Source organism: Enterobacter chinensis, assembly GCF_034008295.1.
Lineage (GTDB): Bacteria > Pseudomonadota > Gammaproteobacteria > Enterobacterales > Enterobacteriaceae > Enterobacter > Enterobacter chinensis.
Window position 1 is genome coordinate 1 of sequence record NZ_JARDVI010000008.1, and the last position, 20,225, is coordinate 20,225.

Below are 20,225 nucleotides of genomic sequence, written 5' to 3' on the forward strand. Positions count from 1 at the left end.
TCAACCCGTTATTTCAGGATTTTTTCTCTTCAACCGACCGGGTTGTTTGTGAAGTGATTCACATCCGCCGTGTCGATGGAGGCGCATTATAGGGATCCCAATTTTTAGCACAAGTATTTTTTAGATCTTTTTTTCCGACTGTTGATTTTCCGCGCTTTTCGCTGAAATCCCGCCCGATTTGCTTAAATATTGACGTATTTTGCCTTGCCTCGATCCAATAATATGATCAAAGTCTTCTGTATAGCGCTCATCCTTAGAGGTAGATATGCCCGCAGTATTACGTCCTTATAAAGATCTGTTCCCCCAAAAAGGCGATCGCGTGATGATCGATGCCAGCAGCGTGGTCATTGGTGATGTCCGTATGGCGGATGATGTCAGCATCTGGCCGCTCGTCGCCATCAGGGGAGATGTTAACTATGTGTCGATTGGCACACGTACCAATATTCAGGACGGTAGCGTTCTGCATGTTACCCACAAGTCTTCTTATAATCCGGAAGGTAATCCACTCATCATTGGAGAAGAGGTTACCGTCGGTCATAAAGTGATGCTTCACGGCTGCACTATCGGAAACCGGGTACTCGTTGGCATGGGGTCGATTTTACTTGATGGTGTCATAGTAGAAGATGACGTAATGATTGGTGCCGGTAGCCTTGTCCCGCAAAACAAAAGACTCGAGAGCGGCTACCTCTATCTGGGAAGCCCGGTAAAGCAGATCCGCCCCCTGAAGGAGGCAGAGATCGAAGGATTAAAATACTCAGCGAACAACTACGTTAAATGGAAGAATGACTATCTGAATCAGGACAACCAAACCCAGCCCTGATCGTCCTCCTGCTGTTCACGGATTAAATCGCTGGCTTCTTCTTCCAGATCCCAGCGATTTTCACAAAATGCCTTTATCGGTTCAGAACCGCCAAAACGACGCAACAGTGTTTCCCCCGAAATGGCACAGGTAAGTTGCATACCCTGCACCAGCACCGGGAAACAGACTGCTTGTTTACTCTCATCCCAGTTCTCTCTGTCCGGGAAGTGAATAGCCTGATTCACGCCGAAAGCTCCTGCTTTAACTTTTCAATGACCGGCTCGACTGCAGGCAACACACCATGCCAGAGCAACACCGCATGCGCAGCCTGACCCACCAGCATTCCCAGTCCATCGGCTATATGTTTCGCACCGTGTTGTTCACACCAATTCAGAAAAGGAGTCTTCCCTTTCTGATAAAACATGTCATAGAAGTACATATGAGCGCTTACCAGCGAAGCGGGGATTGCCGGGATCTCGCCATTGATGCCGCTGGACGTGGCATTGATGACAAGATCGAATTCACGCCCGGCAAGATCCTCAAGCGCAACCGCACTCACGCTGCCGGTATGTGCAAACAACGCCGCCAGCGCTTCTGCCCGGGAAAAGGTTCTGTTGGTAATGGTTACCGCACAGTCCAGCGAAAGCAGAGGCAACAGCACTCCCCGCGATGCACCACCCGCACCAATCAGCAGGACCCGGAATCCGGGCTTGATAAAGGAGAGTCTTTCCAGATCGCTAAGTAAACCAATTCCGTCGGTGTTGTCACCCAGAAGACGACCATCCTCAAGCCGTTTTAAAGTATTTACTGCACCAGCAAGTGAAGCGCGCTCGGTCAGCTCATCCGCACGTTCGAAAGCTTCCTCTTTAAAAGGTACCGTCACATTCGCGCCTTTACCGCCCGCGGCGAAAAAAGCCTCCAGCGTTGCAACAAATGCATCCACTGGTGCCAGTACGCGACCGTAGGGATGATTTATCTGCAGCTGCTTCGCAAATTGCTGATGGATCAACGGTGATTTGCTGTGCGCAATCGGATTACCAAAAACAGCATAGGTTTCCATGAGATTATCCCTGGCGAAAACGTTCGCCGGTCAGAGCGTCACGAATTTCGGACGGATTCAGGCGCCCTCCCGTTTCACCGACAGCAACAGGGAAGTCTTTCCCGAACTGTGCCAATACTTCTTCGGTTGTCCGGCAAGGTGGCAATCCGGTCAGGTTGGCGCTGGTTGAAACCAGCGGTTTGCCATATGCGAGGCAAAGCTCTACGACCAGCGGGTGGTCAGTTACGCGAACGGCGAGGGTATTAAAGCGTCCGGTTAACCAGCGTGGCGTTGTCGGCTGCGCCGGGAAGACGAAGGTCACCGGCCCAGGCCATGCGGAGAAGATAGTCTCGCGCTGCGCCGGCGTCAGCATAGAGTCATCTATATAGGGTTTAAGCTGCTCATAATTCGCAGCGATCAAAATCAGCCCTTTCTCGACGGGTCTTTGTTTTAAAGTAAGCAGGCGGCTCACAGCCGTCTCGCTGTCAGGATCGCAACCGACCCCAAAAACAGCTTCAGTTGGATAGGCGATGACTTCTTCATTTTTCAGTACGTCCACTGCATGCGCAATAGAGCCTGATGGCAGGTTATTATTCACTATTTTGATCCGCCGTAACCGGCTTTCCACATTGTTTACTGGCGCAGAAGCGTTTCATACCTTGCGCGGTTTTCTTCTCTATGAGTAGCGGATAATTGCATTGAGGGCAGGTTCCCGCTACCGGTTTAAAATTGATAACAAACTGGCAATCAGGGTAGCGATCGCAGGAATGGAAGGTCTTACCAAAACGAGATCGACGCTGTACCAGTTGCCCGCGCTGACACTGAGGACAGGCAATCGCCGTTTCATCAGGCTTATCAATCTGTTCCGTATGTTCACATTCCGGATAACTACTACATCCAATAAACATGCCGAAACGCCCCTGGCGTAGCGCTAATTCGCCACCGCAGAGAGGGCAAAGCTGTCCCTCCAGAATTTTAACGATATGTCCATCCGCCTGGCTTTTCAGAGGACGAACATAATCACATTCCGGATAGTGTGAACAACCGAGAAACGGGCCGTGTTTCCCGGACCGAATAACAAGTTCAGCCCCGCACTGCGGGCAGGGCTCGTTTTTATGCACCGTGAATAGTGCTGATTTGGCCATAACAACTCTTGGTGCTGCACATTGAATTAATGCAGCATACCTTCATTCACTTCAAAGAGTAATTCTTCCATTTGCTGATAGGCATTTTCACAGCCCGGGATATTAAACAGAACCATCAGGATCACCCACTTGAGATCTTCCAGTTCAAATTCTGCTGTATCCAGCGCCATGACGCGCTCTATCACCATTTCTCTCGTTTCGAGGTTTAGCACCTGAATCTGCTCAAGGAATAAAATGAATCCCCGGCAGCTGGCGTCCAGCCTTTCACACTCTTCAGCGGTATAAATGCGTACTGACAATGGGTCAGAAGCAAGCTGCATCGGTTCGGCGAGGCCTTCCTGATAATCAGCCAGTTTTTCCAGCCACATCAACGCATTATAGATATCTTCCCGCTCAAACCCCGCATCGGTAAGATCCTGTGTCAATTTGTCCTGATCCACTCGCATTTCTGCTTCGTTATGGATGTAAGTCTCAAACAAATACATCAGTACGTCGAACATGGCATGCCCTCCTTAATCGGACATAGCCGCCGGGTACAGCTGCGATCCACCCTGCTAACTCCAGTTCGAGTAGCTGTGCTACCGTTACTGGCACAGGTTGGCCGGCACGTTCAGCGACAACGTCAACAGGTGTTACCTCATCTCCTACGTTAGCCAGGAGCTTGGGAAATGGCAATGCCACCTTTTCCTGATCTGATGAATAAAGTCGCTTTTCGGGATCTTCCTGCAGCCATTGCAGCCCATATTGCAAATTTTCAAGAATGTCCCCTACTTCCGTTACCGGTGTTGCCCCCTGCTTAATCAGCCAGTGCGGCCCCTCGCATCCGGGGTTACCTATCGGTCCAGGCAAGGCGAAAACTTCTCGCCCCTGTTCGAGCGCGCATCGTGCTGTGACCAGCGAACCGCTTCGCCGCGCCGCTTCAACCACCAGCACGCCCTGACTAAGACCGCTGATAATTCGATTACGACGCGGAAAGTTTGCTGGCCTGGGCTGTGCAGAAAGAGGAAACTCAGACACTATCGCACCGTCAGACTCGATAATCCGCATAGCTAATGCCTGATGTCGGCGGGGATAAATGCTAAAAAGACCGTTCCCCAGTACCGCTATACTTCGCCCTTTGACTGACAGCGCCGCGCTATGGGCAACGCCGTCAATACCGCAGGCCAGCCCGCTGGTAATCGTGAAACCACTTTGGGAAAGTTGTTCGCAGAAAATCTTTCCCCATCGCTCGCCGTACCATGACGGCGCACGGCTACCGACGACCGCCAGTTGGACAGCATTAAGCGTCTCAAGGTTGCCTTTTATGAATAACGCCCCGGGATAATCAGGAATCGCGCGGAGTAAAGGGGGATAAAGCGGATGATTAGCCGTCAATAAATGATTTCCCGGCTGCTCAAGCCATATAAGACTACGTTCCAGTTCACTTTCATCTGTCGCAAAAAACCGTTCAGCCTGCTTTACTGTCAGCCCGGCGTTTCTGACGACGAGAGCATCGATGCTTTCCTGCTTCTGCAGCTGTGCAGCCGCTTCGAGCATTGCATCACCATACAGAGAACCTGTGTGTATTAGCCGTAGCCATATCTCGGTAGACGTCATCCTTTCCCCTGCCATAAGCGGCCTGCGCAATCATTGCGATTGGTCACTGATGCTGTCAATCGATGGGGGTTTTGTCTAGAATAGAGAGAGTATTCTTATCAACTCCTGAACACGACTCTGGAAATTTATGGCAGTTTTGCAAGTGTTACATATTCCGGACGAGCGCCTTCGCATCGTCGCTGAACCGGTCAAAGAAGTGAATGCAGAAATCCAGCGTATCGTTGATGATATGTTCGATACCATGTACGCCGAAGAAGGCATTGGCCTGGCGGCGACGCAGGTGGACATTCACAAGCGTATTATCGTGATCGATGTTTCTGAAAATCGCGATGGCCGCCTGGTACTGATCAACCCTGAGTTGCTCGAAAAGAGTGGCGAAACCGGGATTGAGGAAGGCTGTCTGTCCATTCCTGAGCAGCGCGCTTTAGTGCCGCGTGCCGAAAAAGTGAAAATTCGTGCCCTGGATCGTGACGGTAATCCGTTCGAACTGGAAGCAGACGATCTGCTGGCAATTTGTATTCAGCATGAGATGGATCACCTGGTCGGTAAACTGTTTATCGATTATCTCTCGCCGCTGAAACAGCAGCGTATTCGTCAGAAAGTAGAGAAACTGGATCGTTTGCGTTCTCGCGCATAACGTCCCCCCGGATACAAGGATCATCGTGTCTAAAACACTACGTATTATCTTCGCGGGAACCCCTGATTTTGCAGCGCGTCATCTTGACGCGCTGTTATCTTCTGGTCACAAGGTTGTTGGCGTCTTTACCCAGCCGGACCGTCCGGCAGGTCGCGGTAAAAAACTGATGCCGAGCCCGGTAAAGGTGTTGGCAGAAGAGCATGGTCTACCCGTTTTCCAGCCCGCATCGTTGCGTCCACAGGAAAATCAGCAGCTGGTTGCTGACCTGAATGCCGATGTGATGGTGGTGGTGGCTTACGGTTTAATTCTGCCAAAAGCTGTGCTTGATATGCCTCGCCTGGGTTGCATCAACGTGCATGGGTCTCTGCTCCCGCGCTGGCGTGGTGCAGCACCTATCCAGCGCTCTCTGTGGGCAGGTGATGCTGAAACAGGCGTCACCATCATGAAGATGGATGTAGGTTTAGACACCGGCGACATGCTGTATAAACTGGCCTGCCCCATTACGTCAGACGATACCAGCGCCACGCTGTATGACAAACTGGCAGACCTCGGTCCGCAAGGACTTATCGAAACGCTCCAGCAGCTTGCTGACAATACGGCGAAACCGGAAGTTCAGGATGATGCGCGGGTGACTTATGCCGAAAAACTGAGCAAAGAAGAAGCGAGGATCGACTGGTCTCTGTCAGCTGCCCAACTTGAACGCTGCATTCGCGCCTTTAATCCGTGGCCGATGAGCTGGATGGAGATTGATGAGCAGCCAGTGAAAGTCTGGAAGGCCTCCGTCATTAGCAATGATACCACAGCTGAACCCGGTACGATTATTGATGCCAGCAAGAATGGTATCCAGGTGGCGACTGCGCAAGGAATTCTGAATCTTGAATCGCTACAACCGGCAGGTAAGAAAGCCATGAGCGCTCAGGATCTGTTAAATTCCCGTCGCGAATGGTTTATCCCGGGCAATCGCCTTGCCTGAACAAATTTATTCTTAAGGCCCGGTGTTTCCGGGCATTTTTATTTTTACGGTTATGAAAAAACAAAATCTACGTAGTATGGCGGCTCAGGCCGTTGAGCAGGTTATCGAGCAGGGTCAGTCATTGAGTAATGTCCTGCCTCCACTGCAACAAAAAGTCTCTGATAAAGACAAAGCCCTGCTTCAGGAGCTCTGCTTTGGCGTCCTGCGCACACTCTCTCAGCTTGAGTGGTTGATTAATAAGCTAATGTCACGCCCAATGACAGGCAAGCAGCGCACCGTACATTATTTGATTATGGTGGGTTTTTATCAACTCCTTCATACCCGCATCCCACCTCATGCCGCTCTGGCAGAAACTGTGGAAGGTGCCGTTGCGATTAAACGCCCTCAGCTGAAAGGGCTGATCAACGGCGTACTGCGTCAGTTCCAGCGACAGCAGGAAGAGCTTCTGGCTGAATTTGCCCAAAGCGAAACACGTTTCCTGCACCCGGATTGGCTGCTGAAGCGCCTGAAAAAAGCCTGGCCACAACAGTGGCAAAATATTGCCGAAGCCAATAATCAACGTCCACCGATGTGGTTACGCGTGAATCGTAATCATCATTCTCGCGATGCCTGGCTGGCCTTGCTTGAAGAGGCTGGAATGAGCGGCTTCACCCATGACGCATATCCTGATGCCGTGCGTTTAGCATCGCCTGCACCGGTGCACGCATTACCCGGTTTTGATGAAGGCTGGATAACCGTACAGGATGCCTCTGCCCAGGGTTGCATGACCTGGCTTGAACCTAAAAACGGTGAGCAGATCCTCGATCTCTGCGCTGCGCCTGGTGGCAAAACAACGCATATTCTTGAAGTGGCTCCGCAGGCCAGCGTGATGGCGGTGGACGTTGATGAACAACGTCTATCACGCGTCTACGACAACCTTAAGCGTCTGGGCATGAAGGCACAGGTTAAGCAAGGCGATGGACGCAAACCCGCAGAATGGTGTGGTGAAACACAATTCGACCGCATTTTGCTGGATGCCCCCTGCTCTGCAACCGGTGTTATTCGTCGTCATCCGGACATCAAGTGGTTACGCCGCGATCGTGATATTAAGGAACTTGCCCAACTGCAATCCGACATTCTCGACGCCATTTGGCCACATCTTAAACCTGGCGGAACGCTGGTTTATGCAACCTGCTCCATACTGCCGGAAGAAAACAGCCAGCAAATCGCGGCCTTCCTTAAACGTACCCCGGACGCCGCGCTGCGCGATACGGGAACGCCTGAATCCCCGGGTCAGCAGAACCTGCCGGGTGCTGAAGAGGGTGATGGCTTCTTTTACGCTAAGCTAATCAAAAAGTGATGTTGAGAACAGGTCACGAGATATGAAGATTATCATTCTGGGTGCAGGACAGGTTGGCGGAACGCTGGCGGAAAACCTGGTTGGCGAAAATAACGACATTACAATTGTTGATACCAACGGCGATCGCCTGCGTGTTTTACAGGATAAATTTGACCTGCGCGTTGTGCAGGGGCATGGTTCGCACCCACGCGTTCTTCGTGAGGCGGGCGCCGACGATGCCGACATGCTGGTTGCGGTGACAAGTTCTGACGAAACCAATATGGTGGCCTGTCAGGTGGCCTACTCGCTGTTCAACACGCCAAACCGAATCGCACGCATCCGCTCTCCGGACTATGTCCGCGATGCTGAGAAGCTGTTTAATTCAGAAGCGGTCCCTATTGATCATCTCATCGCGCCAGAGCAACTGGTTATCGACAGTATCTATCGCCTGATCGAATATCCGGGCGCCCTGCAGGTAGTGAACTTTGCCGAAGGTAAAGTGAGCCTGGCAGTCGTCAAGGCCTATTACGGTGGGCCATTGATCGGCAATGCGCTTTCCACGATGCGCGAGCATATGCCGCATATCGATACGCGCGTCGCGGCCATCTTCCGTCACGACAGACCCATTCGCCCGCAAGGCTCCACAATTGTGGAAGCAGGTGATGAGGTATTCTTTATTGCAGCCTCACAGCATATCCGTGCGGTGATGAGTGAACTTCAGCGTCTCGAAAAACCCTATAAACGCATTATGCTGGTCGGCGGTGGCAATATTGGGGCAGGTCTGGCGCATCGGCTGGAAAAAGACTACAGCGTGAAACTGATCGAGCGCGATCAACAGCGTGCTGCTGAACTGGCGGAAAAACTGCAAAATACGATCGTATTTTATGGCGATGCGTCAGATCAGGAATTGCTGGCTGAAGAGCATATTGATCAAGTTGATCTTTTTATTGCTGTCACCAACGACGACGAGGCGAATATTATGTCCGCCATGCTCGCCAAGCGTATGGGAGCAAAGAAGGTCATGGTGCTTATCCAGCGCAAGGCGTATGTCGATCTGGTCCAGGGCAGCGTTATTGATATTGCCATTTCGCCTCAGCAGGCGACGATTTCCGCCCTCCTGAGTCATGTCCGTAAAGCAGACATTGTCGGAGTGTCATCACTTCGTCGCGGTGTCGCGGAAGCCATTGAAGCTGTTGCTCACGGGGATGAAACCACTTCTCGCGTTGTGGGCCGTTCGATCGACGAAATTAAGCTGCCACCAGGCACAATTATCGGCGCCGTTGTGCGCGGAAATGATGTCATGATTGCCAATGATAATTTACGTATTGAGCAAGGCGATCACGTTATTATGTTCCTTACCGATAAAAAGTTTATTACCGACGTTGAACGTTTATTCCAGCCAAGTCCATTCTTCCTTTAATGTATCGGGTGCCTGAAAAAACGCACCCGAACTTTATCCTTTTCATTTCTGTGCCTTTTATTTTTCATAACGATTAATTATCCCGAATGGCAAATGGCTAATCATTTGTTAAACTTATAGTCGTCAGCTGGCACAAGGAGAGAAGAATGAGTTTTATTAAAGAATTTCGCGAATTTGCGATGCGCGGGAACGTTGTTGATTTGGCAGTGGGTGTCATTATTGGTGCGGCATTCGGCAAGATTGTTTCATCATTAGTCGCCGACATTATCATGCCACCTTTAGGGTTGTTAATTGGGGGTATTGATTTTAAACAATTCGCCTTCACGCTACGTGAAGCACAGGGCGATGTCCCGGCAGTCGTGATGCACTACGGCGTATTTATTCAGAACGTATTTGATTTCGTGATTGTGGCGTTTGCCATTTTTATGGCTATCAAGCTGATCAACAGGCTCAACCGTAAAAAAGAAGAGCCGGCTGCAGCACCTGCACCAACAAAAGAAGAAGTGCTGCTGAGTGAGATTCGCGATCTGTTAAAAGAGCAGAACAACCGCGTATAATCAACAGCTTAAAGCAGGAAGGCCAGTGGTAAATAAGCGATTCGCTTGTTTGCCACTGGCCTCCCAGTTACCCCGTTTTTCATGCTTGTCTTTACGCAGATAACTTCCTTTCCCTTTTTTATTTTTCTCAACGCGCTGTCTAAATAACGGGTCGTGAAGTAACGCCTCAATGGCATTATCCTTAATTTGTCCTTTCGTGTGCTGATAGCGGCTCATAATGTCTCCAGAGCAGGGTTTATGACGACGGGAGTCTAGACCCGGATGAACTAAAAATCAACAGCCCTGTTTTTCTCCACTCGCTCCCTGTTCAAGGGCTTCGAGAATTGAACAGTAAATACTGCTGTGGGCCGTCCCGCAGCAGGCATCATTCAGCCTTTGCAAAGAGCGCTGCATGGTTTGCAGTTCCTGAATGCGCGCTTCAACTTCACCAAGCCGGGCCTGCACAATGCTCTTAGATTCCTGACAGGTATGATGTTCCGGATCGATGCGAATCGATAACAACTCGCGGATCGAGTCCAGTGTAAAACCGAGCTGCCGTGCATAACGAATAAACCGCAGACGTTGAAGATCATTATCGGTATAAAGGCGAAATCCACCTTCAGTACGAACTTCATGATCGATCATTTGCTGCTTTTCGTAATATCGGATGGTATCCGGCGTGACGTTCGCGAGCTTTGCAAGTTCACCGATACGGTACATAACTATTCCTCGTTCATCTTCTGTATCAATCTTTCACTGTATTCCCCGTGCAGAAACTCGGTGTTCATTCCTGCCTGTCGCAGCTTGAGTTCAAGCAGGGCGAGCCGGCGACTAAGTTCAGCGTGTCGAGGATCGTCCTGACGGATCCCTTTGAGAAGATCGGCCAGTTCAACAGCCTCTCTTCGATGTTCAAGTTCCGGAGGAAGACAGCCTGCATTTTTCAGTAAACGGTATCCAGCCCGTAATTCCGGTGCGATGTGCGAATCATCGTCAAGTACAAGAGGTTCTCCGCTTCCCGGGAGATCGTCGAATTCGCCTTTCTTTTGGGCATCGCGAATATAGCGTTCTGCCCACTGATCGAGCAACCACATTACCGGCTCCAGGGGATGAACAGAATTGATACAGACATTGTAGAGAAGTGGGTGTATCGCGGATATAAAAAAACCCGCCGGAGCGGGTTTTTTTACGTTACTGCAGATTACTCTGCAGCAGCTTCTGCTTTCTCTGAACGATCAACCAGCTCGATGTAAGCCATCGGCGCGTTGTCGCCTGCACGGAAACCACACTTCAGAATACGAGTGTAACCACCGGCACGGCTCGCGAAACGCGGGCCCAGTTCGTTAAACAGTTTTGCCACGATCTCGTTATCACGAGTACGGGCGAATGCCAGACGACGATTAGCAACGCTGTCAGTCTTGGCAAGAGTAATCAGCGGCTCAACTACGCGACGCAGCTCTTTCGCTTTAGGCAGGGTCGTCTTGATGATCTCATGACGAACCAGTGAACCTGCCATGTTGCGGAACATAGCCTGGCGATGGCTGCTGTTGCGGTTCAGTTGACGACCACTCTTACGATGGCGCATGACCTTATCCTTCTCAGTAAAACCTTAACCTGTGATCCGGTTACTCGTCAGCAATGCTTGCTGGTGGCCAGTTTTCCAGGCGCATGCCCAGAGACAGACCACGTGAAGCCAGCACGTCTTTAATCTCAGTAAGAGATTTTTTACCCAGGTTCGGCGTTTTCAGCAACTCAACCTCGGTACGCTGTACCAGATCACCGATATAGTGGATAGCTTCTGCCTTGAGGCAGTTAGCAGAGCGGACAGTCAATTCGAGATCGTCAACAGGGCGCAGCAGGATCGGATCGAATTCTGGTTTCTCTTCTTTCACTTCCGGCTGACGTACATCACGTAAGTCAACGAAAGCTTCCAGTTGTTCTGCCAGGATGGTTGCCGCACGACGAATCGCCTCTTCAGGATCGATTGTGCCATTGGTTTCCATTTCGATGACCAGCTTGTCCAGGTCGGTACGCTGTTCTACACGCGCTGCTTCAACATTGTAGGCAATACGCTCTACAGGGCTATAGCATGCGTCGACTAGCAGACGGCCGATTGGGCGCTCATCTTCTTCCGAATGAATTCGGGCAGAAGCCGGCACATAACCACGACCGCGCTGAACTTTGATACGCATGCTAATAGCTGCGTTCTCATCGGTCAGGTGGCAGATCACGTGCTGCGGTTTGACGATTTCAACATCACCGTCGTGGGTGATGTCGGCTGCAGTCACAGGGCCAATGCCAGATTTATTCAGAGTAAGAATAACTTCATCTTTACCCTGAACTCTCACCGCCAGCCCTTTCAGGTTGAGCAGGATTTCAAGGATATCTTCCTGAACGCCTTCTTTGGTGCTGTACTCATGAAGTACACCATCAATCTCAACCTCGGTCACCGCGCAACCCGGCATCGATGAGAGCAGAATACGGCGCAGTGCGTTACCCAGAGTATGGCCAAAGCCACGCTCTAAAGGCTCAAGGGTCACCTTGGCGTGCGTCGAACTCACTTGCTCGATATCTACCAGGCGCGGTTTTAGAAACTCTGTCACAGAACCCTGCATTGTGTCCTCTCTTTGGTACTAAGCTTTACTTGGAGTAAAGCTCGACGATCAGGTGTTCGTTAATGTCCGCAGACAGATCAGAACGTTCTGGCTGACGCTTGAACGTACCTTCCATCTTGCCAGCATCAACTTCCAGCCAGGTTGGCTTTTCACGCTGCTCAGCCAGCTCCAGAGCGGCCTTCACGCGAGATTGCTTTTTCGCTTTCTCACGAATGCTAACAACGTCATTCGCTTTAACCTGATAAGAAGCGATGTTAACAACACGACCGTTTACCATGATTGCTTTGTGGCTAACCAGCTGACGTGATTCAGCACGAGTAGCGCCGAAGCCCATACGGTATACAACGTTGTCCAGACGACCTTCCAGCAGAGCCAGCAGGTTTTCACCTGTGTTGCCTTTCAGACGTGCTGCTTCTTTATAGTAGTTACGGAACTGACGCTCCAGCACACCGTACATACGGCGAACTTTTTGCTTTTCACGCAACTGCACACCATAGTCAGACAGACGCGGTTTACGCGCACCGTGCTGGCCAGGAGCTTGTTCAATTTTACACTTGGTATCGATCGCGCGAACGCCAGACTTAAGGAATAAGTCGGTGCCCTCACGACGGCTCAGCTTGAGCTTAGGACCCAAATATCTTGCCATTTTCTATCTCCAACTAACCTAAAAAACGAGCGTTATACGCGACGTTTTTTCGGCGGACGACAACCGTTATGAGGGATCGGAGTCACATCAGTAATATTAGTGATGCGGAAACCAGCGGCGTTCAGAGCGCGAACAGTAGATTCACGACCCGGACCCGGACCTTTAACCATAACTTCCAGATTCTTGATGCCGTATTCTTTTACGGCTTCAGCGCAACGCTCTGCTGCAACCTGAGCTGCGAACGGAGTGGATTTGCGAGAACCACGGAAACCGGAACCACCGGCTGTTGCCCAACCCAATGCGTTACCCTGACGATCAGTAATAGTAACGATGGTGTTGTTGAAAGAAGCATGGATATGAGCCACGCCGTCAGAGACTTGTTTTCTTACACGTTTACGTGCACGAACTGGTGCCTTTGCCATTATTCAATCACCCCGATTATTTCTTGATCGGTTTGCGCGGACCCTTACGGGTACGTGCGTTGGTCTTAGTACGCTGACCGCGCACTGGCAGACCACGACGATGACGCAAACCGCGATAGCAACCAAGATCCATCAGGCGCTTGATGCTCATGCTGATTTCACGGCGCAGATCACCTTCAACGACAAATTTGGCAACTTCGTCACGCAGCGTGTCGATTTGTTCTTCAGACAGCTCACTGATCTTAACATCTTCAGCGATACCCGCTGCAGCCAGAATGGCTTTAGAACGGGTCTTGCCGACGCCGTAGATCGAAGTTAATGCGATCACAGCATGTTTCTGATCAGGAATGTTAATGCCTGCTATACGGGCCACTATGCACTCCTACTATTTAATATGTACGCACCATGCTGAAAAGCCCGTTTTCAGGATACTCAAATGGAAACGTACAGACATACAAAAGATTGGCTGGCTAATCTAGCCAGCTCAACCCAACTTTGCAAGAAAAATATGCGAAATAATCAGCCTTGGCGCTGTTTATGCTTCGGCTCGGCACTGCAAATCACACGGATGACACCATCACGCTTAACGATTTTGCAGTTACGGCATAATTTCTTGACGGAAGCACGAACTTTCATTTTTACTCTCCGTAACTTCTCAGACGACCATTTAGCGGCCGTAGCCTTTCAGGTTCGCCTTCTTCAATGCAGACTCATACTGACTGGACATCATCAGAGTTTGCACTTGAGCCATAAAGTCCATAATCACGACAACAACGATAAGCAGTGAGGTCCCACCGAAGTAGAACGGTACTTTCATTGCATCACGCATGAACTCCGGGATCAGGCAGATAAAAGTAATATAGAGCGCACCAACCAAAGTCAGGCGGGTCATTACTTTATCGATATACTTCGCCGTTTGCTCTCCCGGACGAATTCCTGGTACAAATGCACCGGACTTCTTCAGGTTATCTGCTGTTTCACGCGGGTTGAAGACCAACGCCGTGTAGAAGAAACAGAAGAAGATGATCGCAGACGCATAGAGTAACACATAAAGTGGTTGCCCAGGCTGCAAATACAGCGAAATTGTTGTCAGCCAGTTCCAACCAGTACCGCCCCCGAACCATGACGCGATGGTTGCCGGGAACAGAATAATACTGGAAGCGAAGATTGCCGGGATTACCCCCGCCATATTCACTTTCAGCGGTAAATGTGTGCTCTGTGCAGCATAGACACGACGACCTTGCTGACGCTTAGCGTAGTTCACCACAATGCGGCGTTGACCACGTTCAACGAAGACAACAAAGAACGTCACTGCAAATACTAATACTGCAACCAACAGCAACAGGAGGAAGTGCAGGTCGCCTTGACGCGCTTGCTCGATAGTATGGGCGATGGCTGGCGGGAGGCCCGCAACAATACCGGCGAAGATAATGATTGAGATACCGTTGCCGATACCTCGTTCAGTAATCTGTTCGCCGAGCCACATCAGGAACATTGTCCCTGTGACCAGACTTACAACAGCGGTGAAATAGAATGCAAAGCCCGGGTTTAACACCAGGCCCTGCATACCAGGCATATTCGGAAGACCGGTAGCAATACCGATCGACTGGAATATTGCCAGCACCAGAGTGCCGTAACGGGTGTACTGGCTAATCTTACGACGTCCAGACTCCCCTTCTTTCTTCAACTCTGCAAGGGCCGGATGAACGACCGTCAGCAGCTGGATAATAATAGATGCCGAGATGTACGGCATAATACCCAATGCGAAGATAGAAGCACGGCTGAGAGCACCACCAGAGAACATGTTGAACATTTCAATGATGGTGCCTCGCTGTTGCTCAAGCAGTTTGGCAAGTACAGCGGCATCGATACCAGGGATCGGAATAAAAGAGCCAACACGGAACACAATCAGCGCGCCGATAACAAACAGCAGTCTGCGTTTCAGCTCGCCAAATCCACCTTTGGCACTTTGAAAATCTAATCCCGGTTGCTTAGCCATCTGCTACTTATTCCTCAATTTTACCGCCAGCAGCTTCGATAGCAGCACGAGCACCTTTAGTAACACGCAGGCCACGAACAGTTACCGGAGTAGAAACCTCACCAGCCAGGATCACTTTCGCGAACTCGATCTGGATACCGATAATGTTAGCCGCTTTCAGCGTGTTCAGGTCTACAACGCCGCCTTCAACTTTCGCCAGGTCAGACAGACGGATTTCCGCTGTGATCGCTGCTTTGCGAGAGGTGAAGCCGAACTTCGGCAGACGACGGTACAGTGGCATCTGGCCACCCTCGAAACCGCGACGTACGCCACCGCCAGAACGAGAGTTCTGACCTTTGTGACCACGACCACCGGTTTTGCCGAGGCCAGAACCGATACCACGACCCAGGCGTTTACCCGCCTTTTTAGAGCCTTCGGCCGGAGACAGAGTATTTAAACGCATCTCTTACTCCTCAACTTTAACCATGAAGTAAACCGCGTTGACCATACCACGAACAGCAGGAGTATCCTCGCGCTCAACGGTATGACCAATACGACGCAGACCCAGGCCAAGCAGCGTTGCCTTGTGTTTCGGCAGACGACCGATTGCACTGCGGGTTTGAGTGATTTTAATAGTCTTTGCCATGGTCAATTACCCCAGAATTTCTTCAACGGATTTACCACGCTTGGCAGCGACCATTTCTGGAGAATTCATATTTTCCAGGCCATCAATAGTTGCACGAACCACGTTAATCGGGTTGGTGGAACCATATGCTTTGGCCAGAACGTTATGAACCCCAGCAACTTCCAGAACGGCGCGCATTGCACCACCGGCGATGATACCGGTACCTTCTGAAGCTGGCTGCATGAATACACGAGAACCCGTGTGAACACCTTTAACTGGGTGCTGCAGGGTGCCGTTGTTCAGCGCGACGTTAATCATATTGCGACGGGCTTTTTCCATCGCTTTCTGGATCGCTGCTGGAACTTCACGCGCTTTACCGTAACCAAAACCAACGCGACCGTTACCATCACCAACTACAGTCAGAGCTGTGAAGGAGAAAATACGACCACCTTTAACGGTTTTAGATACGCGGTTTACCGCGATCAGCTTTTCCTGCAGTTCGCCAGCCTGTTTTTCGATGTGAGCCATCTTACACCTCTACCTTAGAACTGAAGGCCAGCTTCACGGGCAGCATCTGCCAGTGCCTGGACACGACCATGATATTGGAACCCGGAACGGTCAAAGGAAACATTGCTGATGCCTTTTTCCAGAGCGCGTTCAGCAACAGCTTTACCTACAGCTGCAGCGGCGTCTTTGTTACCGGTGTACTTCAATTGTTCTGAGATAGCTTTTTCTACAGTAGAAGCAGCTACCAGAACTTCAGAACCGTTCGGTGCAATTACCTGTGCGTAAATATGACGCGGGGTACGATGTACCACCAGGCGAGTTGCACCCAGCTCTTTGAGCTTGCGGCGTGCGCGGGTCGCACGACGGATACGAGCAGATTTCTTATCCATAGTGTTACCTTACTTCTTCTTAGCCTCTTTGGTACGCACGACTTCGTCGGCGTAACGAACACCCTTGCCTTTATAAGGCTCAGGACGACGGTAGGCGCGCAGATCTGCTGCAACCTGACCGATCAGCTGTTTATCAGCGCCTTTCAGCACGATTTCAGTTTGAGTCGGACATTCTGCAGTGATACCGGCCGGCAGCGGATGCTCAACAGGGTGTGAGAAGCCCAGAGACAGGCCTACTGCATTCCCTTTGATAGCTGCACGATAACCTACACCAACCAGTTGAAGCTTTTTAGTGAAGCCTTCGGTAACACCAACAACCATTGAGTTCAGCAGGGCACGCGCGGTACCAGCCTGAGCCCATCCATCCACGAAACCATCACGTGGACCGAAGGTCAGAGCGTTATCTGCATGTTTAACTTCAACAGCTTTGTTGAGGGTACGAGTCAGCTCGCCGTTTTTACCTTTGATCGTAATAACCTGACCGTCGATTTTTACATCAACGCCGGCAGGAATAACGACCGGTGCTTTAGCAACACGAGACATTCTTTCCTCCGATTAGGCTACGTAGCAGATAATTTCGCCACCAAGACCAGCCTGGCGCGCTGCACGATCAGTCATAACACCTTTAGAGGTAGAAACAACTGCGATACCAAGACCAGCCATAACTTTTGGCAGCTCATCTTTTTTCTTATAGATGCGCAGACCTGGGCGGCTGACACGCTGAATGCTTTCTACAACAGCTTTACCCTGGAAATACTTGAGAGTAAGTTCCAGTTCCGGCTTGGTGTCGCCTTCAACTTTAAAATCTTCGATAAAACCTTCTTCCTTCAGCACGTTGGCAATTGCCACTTTCAGCTTGGCGGAAGGCATGGTGACCGCAACTTTGTTCGCGGCCTGACCGTTACGGATACGGGTCAGCATATCCGCGATCGGATCTTGCATGCTCATCTGTCTTTACTCCCGTGATTCAATTGGTAATTACCAGCTAGCCTTTTTCAAGCCTGGCACTTCACCGCGCATAGCGGCTTCACGCAGTTTGATACGGCTCAACCCAAACTTGCCCACATAACCATGTGGACGACCTGTTTGACGACAGCGGTTACGCTGACGAGACGGGCTGGAATCACGCGGCAGAGACTGCAGCTTGAGAACCGCATTCCAACGATCTTCGTCGGAAGCGTTCACATCAGAAATGATCGCTTTCAGTTCAGCGCGTTTAGCGAAGAATTTATCAGCTAAAGCTACGCGCTTTACTTCGCGTGCTTTCATTGATTGCTTAGCCATTCAGTAACCCTACCTTACTTGCGGAACGGGAAGTCAAAGGCAGCCAGCAGAGCACGGCCTTCTTCGTCAGATTTCGCAGTAGTGGTAATGGTAATATCCAAACCACGCACGCGGTCGACTTTATCGTAGTCGATTTCTGGGAAGATGATCTGCTCACGGACACCCATGCTGTAGTTACCACGACCGTCGAAAGACTTAGCGGACAAGCCACGGAAGTCACGGATACGTGGAACAGCAATAGTGATCAGACGCTCAAAGAACTCCCACATGCGTTCGCCACGCAGAGTTACTTTACAGCCGATCGGATAGCCCTGACGGATTTTGAAGCCTGCAACAGATTTGCGTGCTTTGGTGATCAGCGGTTTTTGACCGGAGATTGCTGTCAGGTCAGCTGCTGCGTTATCCAGCAGTTTCTTGTCAGCGATCGCTTCACCAACACCCATGTTCAGGGTGATCTTCTCGACCCGAGGGACTTGCATGACAGAATTGTAGTTAAACTCAGTCATGAGTTTGTTAACTACTTCGTCTTTGTAGTAATCATGCAGTTTCGCCATCGTACTACTCCAAATTACTTGATAGTTTCGCTGTTAGACTTGAAGAAACGGACTTTTTTGCCGTCTTCGAATCTAAAGCCTACACGGTCAGCCTTGCCGGTAGCCGCATTGAAGATTGCAACGTTAGAAACCTGAATAGCAGCTTCTTTTTCAACGATGCCGCCTGGTTGGTTCAGGGCCGGAACCGGCTTCTGATGTTTCTTAACCAGGTTGATACCTTCAACGACGAGTTTGCCGGAAGACAGAACATTTTTTACTTTACCGCGTTTACCTTTATCTTTACCGGTTAACACGATAACTTCGTCATCACGACGGATTTTCGCTGCCATGATTCGCTCCTTAGAGTACTTCTGGTGCCAGAGAGATAATTTTCATGAACTTCTCAGTACGAAGCTCACGAGTTACCGGCCCAAAGATACGCGTGCCGATAGGCTGCTCGCTGTTATTGTTTAAAATAACGCATGCATTACCATCGAAGCGAATGACAGAACCGTCAGGGCGACGAACACCCTTCTTGGTGCGCACCACTACCGCCTTCAGCACATCACCTTTTTTGACCTTACCACGTGGAATTGCTTCCTTGATGGTGATCTTGATGATGTCGCCTACGCCTGCGTAGCGACGGTGCGAGCCACCCAGAACCTTGATACACATTACGCGACGTGCACCGGAGTTGTCGGCGACGTTCAGCATAGTCTGTTCTTGGATCATTTTAGTGCTCCGCTAATGTCAACTACTACCTGAGACTCTAAAATCAGAGCCGTTAAAAAGCCCCATATCGAGGGCGCGGCATTATAACACCGCTTCTGCAATATGGGTAGAAAAAATAAACGGCTCATCGCTGAGCCGTTTATTCGTATTGAGAAGGCGTACTGTATTACAGAACCGCTTTCTCTACAACGCGAACCAGCGTCCAGGACTTAGTCTTGGACAGTGGACGGCATTCACGGATTTCAACCTTGTCGCCGATACCACATTCGTTGTTCTCGTCATGTACGTGCAGTTTGGTCGTACGTTTGATGAATTTACCGTAGATCGGGTGTTTCACAATACGTTCGATAGCTACAACAATGGATTTCTCCATTTTGTCGCTAACAACACGACCTTGCAGAGTACGGATTTTATCGGTCATTACGCACCCGCCTTCTGAGTCAGTAAAGTCTTAACGCGTGCAACATTGCGACGCACTTGCTTCAGCAGGTGAGTCTGTTGCAGCTGGCCACTTGCAGCCTGCATACGCAGGTTGAACTGCTCACGCAGCAGGTTCAGCAGCTCAGCGTTCAGCTCTTCAACGCTTTTTTCACGCAGCTCTTTTGCTTTCATTACATCACCGTCTTAGTTACAAAGGTGGTTTTGATAGGCAGTTTCGCTGCTGCCAGGCCGAAGGCTTCACGGGCCAGCTCTTCCGGAACACCGTCCATTTCATAAAGGACTTTGCCCGGTTGGATCAAGGCAACCCAGTACTCCACGTTACCTTTACCTTTACCCATACGAACTTCCAGCGGCTTCTCGGTGATCGGTTTGTCCGGGAATACACGGATCCAGATCTTACCTTGACGCTTAACTGCACGGGTCATTGCACGACGTGCTGCTTCGATCTGACGTGCAGTCAGACGACCACGGCCAACAGCTTTCAGACCGAAAGTGCCGAAGCTAACATCCGTACCCTGCGCCAGACCACGGTTGCGGCCTTTGTGCACTTTACGGAATTTTGTACGCTTTGGTTGTAACATCAGCGACGCTCC

The 20,225-nt window shown here is 50.6% G+C and carries 35 protein-coding genes; 6 read left to right on the plus strand and 29 right to left on the minus strand.

Annotated features, from left to right (window positions below):
• Positions 1-265 precede the first annotated feature (265 nt).
• Positions 266-820, plus strand: coding sequence for a gamma carbonic anhydrase family protein (locus tag PYW49_RS20555; RefSeq protein WP_134347522.1), 555 nt, complete (start codon positions 266-268; stop codon positions 818-820).
• Here the strand turns inward: PYW49_RS20555 and PYW49_RS20560 are convergent.
• Genes PYW49_RS20560 through dprA form a run of 6 tightly spaced genes read right to left on the minus strand, consistent with a single transcriptional unit; the run spans position 796 to position 4,579 of the window.
• Complete coding sequence (locus tag PYW49_RS20560) at positions 796-1,044, minus strand: DUF1488 family protein (protein ID WP_134347523.1); 249 nt, start codon at positions 1,042-1,044, stop codon at positions 796-798. The genes PYW49_RS20555 and PYW49_RS20560 overlap by 25 nt on opposite strands.
• A complete protein-coding gene (aroE, locus tag PYW49_RS20565) occupies positions 1,041-1,859 on the minus strand; it encodes a shikimate dehydrogenase (protein ID WP_134347524.1) in 819 nt (272 codons plus the stop codon). Before aroE ends, PYW49_RS20560 begins: the two co-directional genes overlap by 4 nt.
• A gap of 4 nt (positions 1,860-1,863) precedes the next feature.
• A complete protein-coding gene (tsaC, locus tag PYW49_RS20570) occupies positions 1,864-2,436 on the minus strand; it encodes an L-threonylcarbamoyladenylate synthase type 1 TsaC (protein ID WP_134347525.1) in 573 nt (190 codons plus the stop codon).
• Positions 2,429-2,983: a DNA topoisomerase family protein gene (locus PYW49_RS20575; RefSeq protein WP_320387389.1), complete on the minus strand. Its 555-nt coding sequence runs from the start codon at positions 2,981-2,983 to the stop codon at positions 2,429-2,431. The genes tsaC and PYW49_RS20575 overlap by 8 nt, the downstream gene beginning before the upstream one ends.
• Positions 2,984-3,009: 26 nt before the next feature.
• On the minus strand, positions 3,010-3,483 hold the full coding sequence (gene smg / locus PYW49_RS20580) for a DUF494 family protein Smg (protein WP_008503477.1): 474 nt from the start codon (positions 3,481-3,483) through the stop codon (positions 3,010-3,012).
• Complete coding sequence (gene dprA, locus PYW49_RS20585; protein ID WP_320387390.1) at positions 3,455-4,579, minus strand: DNA-protecting protein DprA; 1,125 nt, start codon at positions 4,577-4,579, stop codon at positions 3,455-3,457. The genes smg and dprA overlap by 29 nt, the downstream gene beginning before the upstream one ends.
• A 127-nt stretch (positions 4,580-4,706) precedes the next feature.
• On the opposite strand from dprA, the gene def reads away from it, so the two are divergent.
• The 5 genes from def to mscL all read left to right on the plus strand — a co-directional run bounded on the left by def (position 4,707) and on the right by mscL (position 9,484).
• Entirely contained in the window at positions 4,707-5,216 is a 510-nt protein-coding gene (gene def, locus PYW49_RS20590; RefSeq protein WP_008503479.1) for a peptide deformylase, read from the plus strand.
• A 25-nt stretch (positions 5,217-5,241) separates the two neighbouring features.
• Positions 5,242-6,189 carry a methionyl-tRNA formyltransferase gene (gene fmt, locus PYW49_RS20595; RefSeq protein WP_320387391.1) on the plus strand — a complete coding sequence of 316 codons (948 nt, stop codon included), beginning with the start codon at positions 5,242-5,244 and terminating at the stop codon, positions 6,187-6,189.
• Between the two features lie 52 nt (positions 6,190-6,241).
• Positions 6,242-7,528 carry a 16S rRNA (cytosine(967)-C(5))-methyltransferase RsmB gene (rsmB, locus tag PYW49_RS20600; protein WP_320387392.1) on the plus strand — a complete coding sequence of 429 codons (1,287 nt, stop codon included), beginning with the start codon at positions 6,242-6,244 and terminating at the stop codon, positions 7,526-7,528.
• 22 nt (positions 7,529-7,550) lie between these two features.
• On the plus strand, positions 7,551-8,927 hold the full coding sequence (trkA, locus tag PYW49_RS20605; protein WP_047345326.1) for a Trk system potassium transporter TrkA: 1,377 nt from the start codon (positions 7,551-7,553) through the stop codon (positions 8,925-8,927).
• Between the two features lie 146 nt (positions 8,928-9,073).
• Positions 9,074-9,484: a large-conductance mechanosensitive channel protein MscL gene (gene mscL / locus PYW49_RS20610; protein WP_023309449.1), complete on the plus strand. Its 411-nt coding sequence runs from the start codon at positions 9,074-9,076 to the stop codon at positions 9,482-9,484.
• On the opposite strand, the gene PYW49_RS20615 is transcribed toward mscL, so the two are convergent.
• From PYW49_RS20615 to rplP, 23 genes are all read right to left on the minus strand, one after another.
• Positions 9,485-9,700: an alternative ribosome-rescue factor A gene (locus PYW49_RS20615; protein WP_047345325.1), complete on the minus strand. Its 216-nt coding sequence runs from the start codon at positions 9,698-9,700 to the stop codon at positions 9,485-9,487.
• 57 nt (positions 9,701-9,757) lie between these two features.
• A complete protein-coding gene (zntR, locus tag PYW49_RS20620) occupies positions 9,758-10,183 on the minus strand; it encodes a Zn(2+)-responsive transcriptional regulator (protein WP_134347531.1) in 426 nt (141 codons plus the stop codon).
• Between the two features lie 2 nt (positions 10,184-10,185).
• Positions 10,186-10,554 carry a DnaJ family domain-containing protein gene (locus PYW49_RS20625; RefSeq protein WP_320387393.1) on the minus strand — a complete coding sequence of 123 codons (369 nt, stop codon included), beginning with the start codon at positions 10,552-10,554 and terminating at the stop codon, positions 10,186-10,188.
• Between the two features lie 107 nt (positions 10,555-10,661).
• Positions 10,662-11,045, minus strand: a complete 384-nt coding sequence (rplQ, locus tag PYW49_RS20630) for a 50S ribosomal protein L17 (protein WP_001216368.1) — start codon at positions 11,043-11,045, stop codon at positions 10,662-10,664.
• Between the two features lie 40 nt (positions 11,046-11,085).
• A complete protein-coding gene (locus PYW49_RS20635) occupies positions 11,086-12,075 on the minus strand; it encodes a DNA-directed RNA polymerase subunit alpha (protein ID WP_002919219.1) in 990 nt (329 codons plus the stop codon).
• Positions 12,076-12,100: 25 nt separating this feature from the next.
• Positions 12,101-12,721, minus strand: coding sequence for a 30S ribosomal protein S4 (rpsD, locus tag PYW49_RS20640; protein WP_004868345.1), 621 nt, complete (start codon positions 12,719-12,721; stop codon positions 12,101-12,103).
• Between the two features lie 32 nt (positions 12,722-12,753).
• Positions 12,754-13,143: a 30S ribosomal protein S11 gene (gene rpsK, locus PYW49_RS20645; RefSeq protein WP_003863312.1), complete on the minus strand. Its 390-nt coding sequence runs from the start codon at positions 13,141-13,143 to the stop codon at positions 12,754-12,756.
• A 16-nt stretch (positions 13,144-13,159) separates the two neighbouring features.
• Positions 13,160-13,516: a 30S ribosomal protein S13 gene (gene rpsM / locus PYW49_RS20650; RefSeq protein WP_003863308.1), complete on the minus strand. Its 357-nt coding sequence runs from the start codon at positions 13,514-13,516 to the stop codon at positions 13,160-13,162.
• 146 nt (positions 13,517-13,662) lie between these two features.
• Positions 13,663-13,779, minus strand: coding sequence for a 50S ribosomal protein L36 (gene rpmJ / locus PYW49_RS20655; protein WP_000868187.1), 117 nt, complete (start codon positions 13,777-13,779; stop codon positions 13,663-13,665).
• A gap of 31 nt (positions 13,780-13,810) precedes the next feature.
• Positions 13,811-15,142, minus strand: a complete 1,332-nt coding sequence (secY, locus tag PYW49_RS20660; RefSeq protein ID WP_014171896.1) for a preprotein translocase subunit SecY — start codon at positions 15,140-15,142, stop codon at positions 13,811-13,813.
• A gap of 7 nt (positions 15,143-15,149) precedes the next feature.
• Entirely contained in the window at positions 15,150-15,584 is a 435-nt protein-coding gene (gene rplO, locus PYW49_RS20665) for a 50S ribosomal protein L15 (protein WP_003863304.1), read from the minus strand.
• A gap of 3 nt (positions 15,585-15,587) precedes the next feature.
• A complete protein-coding gene (rpmD, locus tag PYW49_RS20670; protein WP_003863301.1) occupies positions 15,588-15,767 on the minus strand; it encodes a 50S ribosomal protein L30 in 180 nt (59 codons plus the stop codon).
• Positions 15,768-15,773: 6 nt separating this feature from the next.
• Positions 15,774-16,274, minus strand: coding sequence for a 30S ribosomal protein S5 (gene rpsE / locus PYW49_RS20675; RefSeq protein ID WP_003863299.1), 501 nt, complete (start codon positions 16,272-16,274; stop codon positions 15,774-15,776).
• A 14-nt stretch (positions 16,275-16,288) separates the two neighbouring features.
• Positions 16,289-16,642 (minus strand): 50S ribosomal protein L18, encoded by a 354-nt coding sequence (gene rplR / locus PYW49_RS20680; RefSeq protein WP_003863297.1) that lies wholly within the window; start codon positions 16,640-16,642, stop codon positions 16,289-16,291.
• A gap of 9 nt (positions 16,643-16,651) precedes the next feature.
• Positions 16,652-17,185 (minus strand): 50S ribosomal protein L6, encoded by a 534-nt coding sequence (gene rplF / locus PYW49_RS20685; protein WP_003863296.1) that lies wholly within the window; start codon positions 17,183-17,185, stop codon positions 16,652-16,654.
• A 12-nt stretch (positions 17,186-17,197) separates the two neighbouring features.
• Positions 17,198-17,590 (minus strand): 30S ribosomal protein S8, encoded by a 393-nt coding sequence (rpsH, locus tag PYW49_RS20690; protein WP_006178918.1) that lies wholly within the window; start codon positions 17,588-17,590, stop codon positions 17,198-17,200.
• Between the two features lie 30 nt (positions 17,591-17,620).
• Positions 17,621-17,926, minus strand: coding sequence for a 30S ribosomal protein S14 (rpsN, locus tag PYW49_RS20695; RefSeq protein WP_003863291.1), 306 nt, complete (start codon positions 17,924-17,926; stop codon positions 17,621-17,623).
• Positions 17,927-17,940: 14 nt separating this feature from the next.
• On the minus strand, positions 17,941-18,480 hold the full coding sequence (gene rplE / locus PYW49_RS20700; protein ID WP_001096206.1) for a 50S ribosomal protein L5: 540 nt from the start codon (positions 18,478-18,480) through the stop codon (positions 17,941-17,943).
• Positions 18,481-18,494: 14 nt separating this feature from the next.
• Positions 18,495-18,809, minus strand: a complete 315-nt coding sequence (rplX, locus tag PYW49_RS20705; protein ID WP_003863287.1) for a 50S ribosomal protein L24 — start codon at positions 18,807-18,809, stop codon at positions 18,495-18,497.
• Positions 18,810-18,819: 10 nt separating this feature from the next.
• Positions 18,820-19,191: a 50S ribosomal protein L14 gene (gene rplN, locus PYW49_RS20710; protein ID WP_002919748.1), complete on the minus strand. Its 372-nt coding sequence runs from the start codon at positions 19,189-19,191 to the stop codon at positions 18,820-18,822.
• Between the two features lie 166 nt (positions 19,192-19,357).
• Entirely contained in the window at positions 19,358-19,612 is a 255-nt protein-coding gene (rpsQ, locus tag PYW49_RS20715; protein WP_008503489.1) for a 30S ribosomal protein S17, read from the minus strand.
• Complete coding sequence (gene rpmC, locus PYW49_RS20720; RefSeq protein WP_003863282.1) at positions 19,612-19,803, minus strand: 50S ribosomal protein L29; 192 nt, start codon at positions 19,801-19,803, stop codon at positions 19,612-19,614. The genes rpsQ and rpmC overlap by 1 nt, the downstream gene beginning before the upstream one ends.
• Entirely contained in the window at positions 19,803-20,213 is a 411-nt protein-coding gene (gene rplP / locus PYW49_RS20725) for a 50S ribosomal protein L16 (RefSeq protein ID WP_002919759.1), read from the minus strand. Before rplP ends, rpmC begins: the two co-directional genes overlap by 1 nt.
• Between the last annotated feature and the right edge of the window lie 12 nt (positions 20,214-20,225).

What these genes read in the sequence shown, in the direction of transcription:
- PYW49_RS20555 (WP_134347522.1), top strand. Translation starts at nt 266, where the DNA reads ATGCCCGCAGTATTACGTCCTTATAAAGATCTGTTCCCCCAAAAAGGC.
- aroE (WP_134347524.1), bottom strand. Translation starts at nt 1,859, where the DNA reads ATGGAAACCTATGCTGTTTTTGGTAATCCGATTGCGCACAGCAAATCA.
- PYW49_RS20575 (WP_320387389.1), bottom strand. Translation starts at nt 2,983, where the DNA reads ATGGCCAAATCAGCACTATTCACGGTGCATAAAAACGAGCCCTGCCCG.
- smg (WP_008503477.1), bottom strand. Translation starts at nt 3,483, where the DNA reads ATGTTCGACGTACTGATGTATTTGTTTGAGACTTACATCCATAACGAA.
- dprA (WP_320387390.1), bottom strand. Translation starts at nt 4,579, where the DNA reads ATGACGTCTACCGAGATATGGCTACGGCTAATACACACAGGTTCTCTG.
- def (WP_008503479.1), top strand. Translation starts at nt 4,707, where the DNA reads ATGGCAGTTTTGCAAGTGTTACATATTCCGGACGAGCGCCTTCGCATC.
- rsmB (WP_320387392.1), top strand. Translation starts at nt 6,242, where the DNA reads ATGAAAAAACAAAATCTACGTAGTATGGCGGCTCAGGCCGTTGAGCAG.
- trkA (WP_047345326.1), top strand. Translation starts at nt 7,551, where the DNA reads ATGAAGATTATCATTCTGGGTGCAGGACAGGTTGGCGGAACGCTGGCG.
- mscL (WP_023309449.1), top strand. Translation starts at nt 9,074, where the DNA reads ATGAGTTTTATTAAAGAATTTCGCGAATTTGCGATGCGCGGGAACGTT.
- PYW49_RS20615 (WP_047345325.1), bottom strand. Translation starts at nt 9,700, where the DNA reads ATGAGCCGCTATCAGCACACGAAAGGACAAATTAAGGATAATGCCATT.
- zntR (WP_134347531.1), bottom strand. Translation starts at nt 10,183, where the DNA reads ATGTACCGTATCGGTGAACTTGCAAAGCTCGCGAACGTCACGCCGGAT.
- PYW49_RS20625 (WP_320387393.1), bottom strand. Translation starts at nt 10,554, where the DNA reads ATGTGGTTGCTCGATCAGTGGGCAGAACGCTATATTCGCGATGCCCAA.
- rplQ (WP_001216368.1), bottom strand. Translation starts at nt 11,045, where the DNA reads ATGCGCCATCGTAAGAGTGGTCGTCAACTGAACCGCAACAGCAGCCAT.
- PYW49_RS20635 (WP_002919219.1), bottom strand. Translation starts at nt 12,075, where the DNA reads ATGCAGGGTTCTGTGACAGAGTTTCTAAAACCGCGCCTGGTAGATATC.
- rpsD (WP_004868345.1), bottom strand. Translation starts at nt 12,721, where the DNA reads ATGGCAAGATATTTGGGTCCTAAGCTCAAGCTGAGCCGTCGTGAGGGC.
- rpsK (WP_003863312.1), bottom strand. Translation starts at nt 13,143, where the DNA reads ATGGCAAAGGCACCAGTTCGTGCACGTAAACGTGTAAGAAAACAAGTC.
- rpmJ (WP_000868187.1), bottom strand. Translation starts at nt 13,779, where the DNA reads ATGAAAGTTCGTGCTTCCGTCAAGAAATTATGCCGTAACTGCAAAATC.
- secY (WP_014171896.1), bottom strand. Translation starts at nt 15,142, where the DNA reads ATGGCTAAGCAACCGGGATTAGATTTTCAAAGTGCCAAAGGTGGATTT.
- rplO (WP_003863304.1), bottom strand. Translation starts at nt 15,584, where the DNA reads ATGCGTTTAAATACTCTGTCTCCGGCCGAAGGCTCTAAAAAGGCGGGT.
- rpmD (WP_003863301.1), bottom strand. Translation starts at nt 15,767, where the DNA reads ATGGCAAAGACTATTAAAATCACTCAAACCCGCAGTGCAATCGGTCGT.
- rpsE (WP_003863299.1), bottom strand. Translation starts at nt 16,274, where the DNA reads ATGGCTCACATCGAAAAACAGGCTGGCGAACTGCAGGAAAAGCTGATC.
- rplR (WP_003863297.1), bottom strand. Translation starts at nt 16,642, where the DNA reads ATGGATAAGAAATCTGCTCGTATCCGTCGTGCGACCCGCGCACGCCGC.
- rplF (WP_003863296.1), bottom strand. Translation starts at nt 17,185, where the DNA reads ATGTCTCGTGTTGCTAAAGCACCGGTCGTTATTCCTGCCGGCGTTGAT.
- rpsH (WP_006178918.1), bottom strand. Translation starts at nt 17,590, where the DNA reads ATGAGCATGCAAGATCCGATCGCGGATATGCTGACCCGTATCCGTAAC.
- rpsN (WP_003863291.1), bottom strand. Translation starts at nt 17,926, where the DNA reads ATGGCTAAGCAATCAATGAAAGCACGCGAAGTAAAGCGCGTAGCTTTA.
- rplE (WP_001096206.1), bottom strand. Translation starts at nt 18,480, where the DNA reads ATGGCGAAACTGCATGATTACTACAAAGACGAAGTAGTTAACAAACTC.
- rplX (WP_003863287.1), bottom strand. Translation starts at nt 18,809, where the DNA reads ATGGCAGCGAAAATCCGTCGTGATGACGAAGTTATCGTGTTAACCGGT.
- rplN (WP_002919748.1), bottom strand. Translation starts at nt 19,191, where the DNA reads ATGATCCAAGAACAGACTATGCTGAACGTCGCCGACAACTCCGGTGCA.
- rpsQ (WP_008503489.1), bottom strand. Translation starts at nt 19,612, where the DNA reads ATGACCGATAAAATCCGTACTCTGCAAGGTCGTGTTGTTAGCGACAAA.
- rpmC (WP_003863282.1), bottom strand. Translation starts at nt 19,803, where the DNA reads ATGAAAGCAAAAGAGCTGCGTGAAAAAAGCGTTGAAGAGCTGAACGCT.
- rplP (WP_002919759.1), bottom strand. Translation starts at nt 20,213, where the DNA reads ATGTTACAACCAAAGCGTACAAAATTCCGTAAAGTGCACAAAGGCCGC.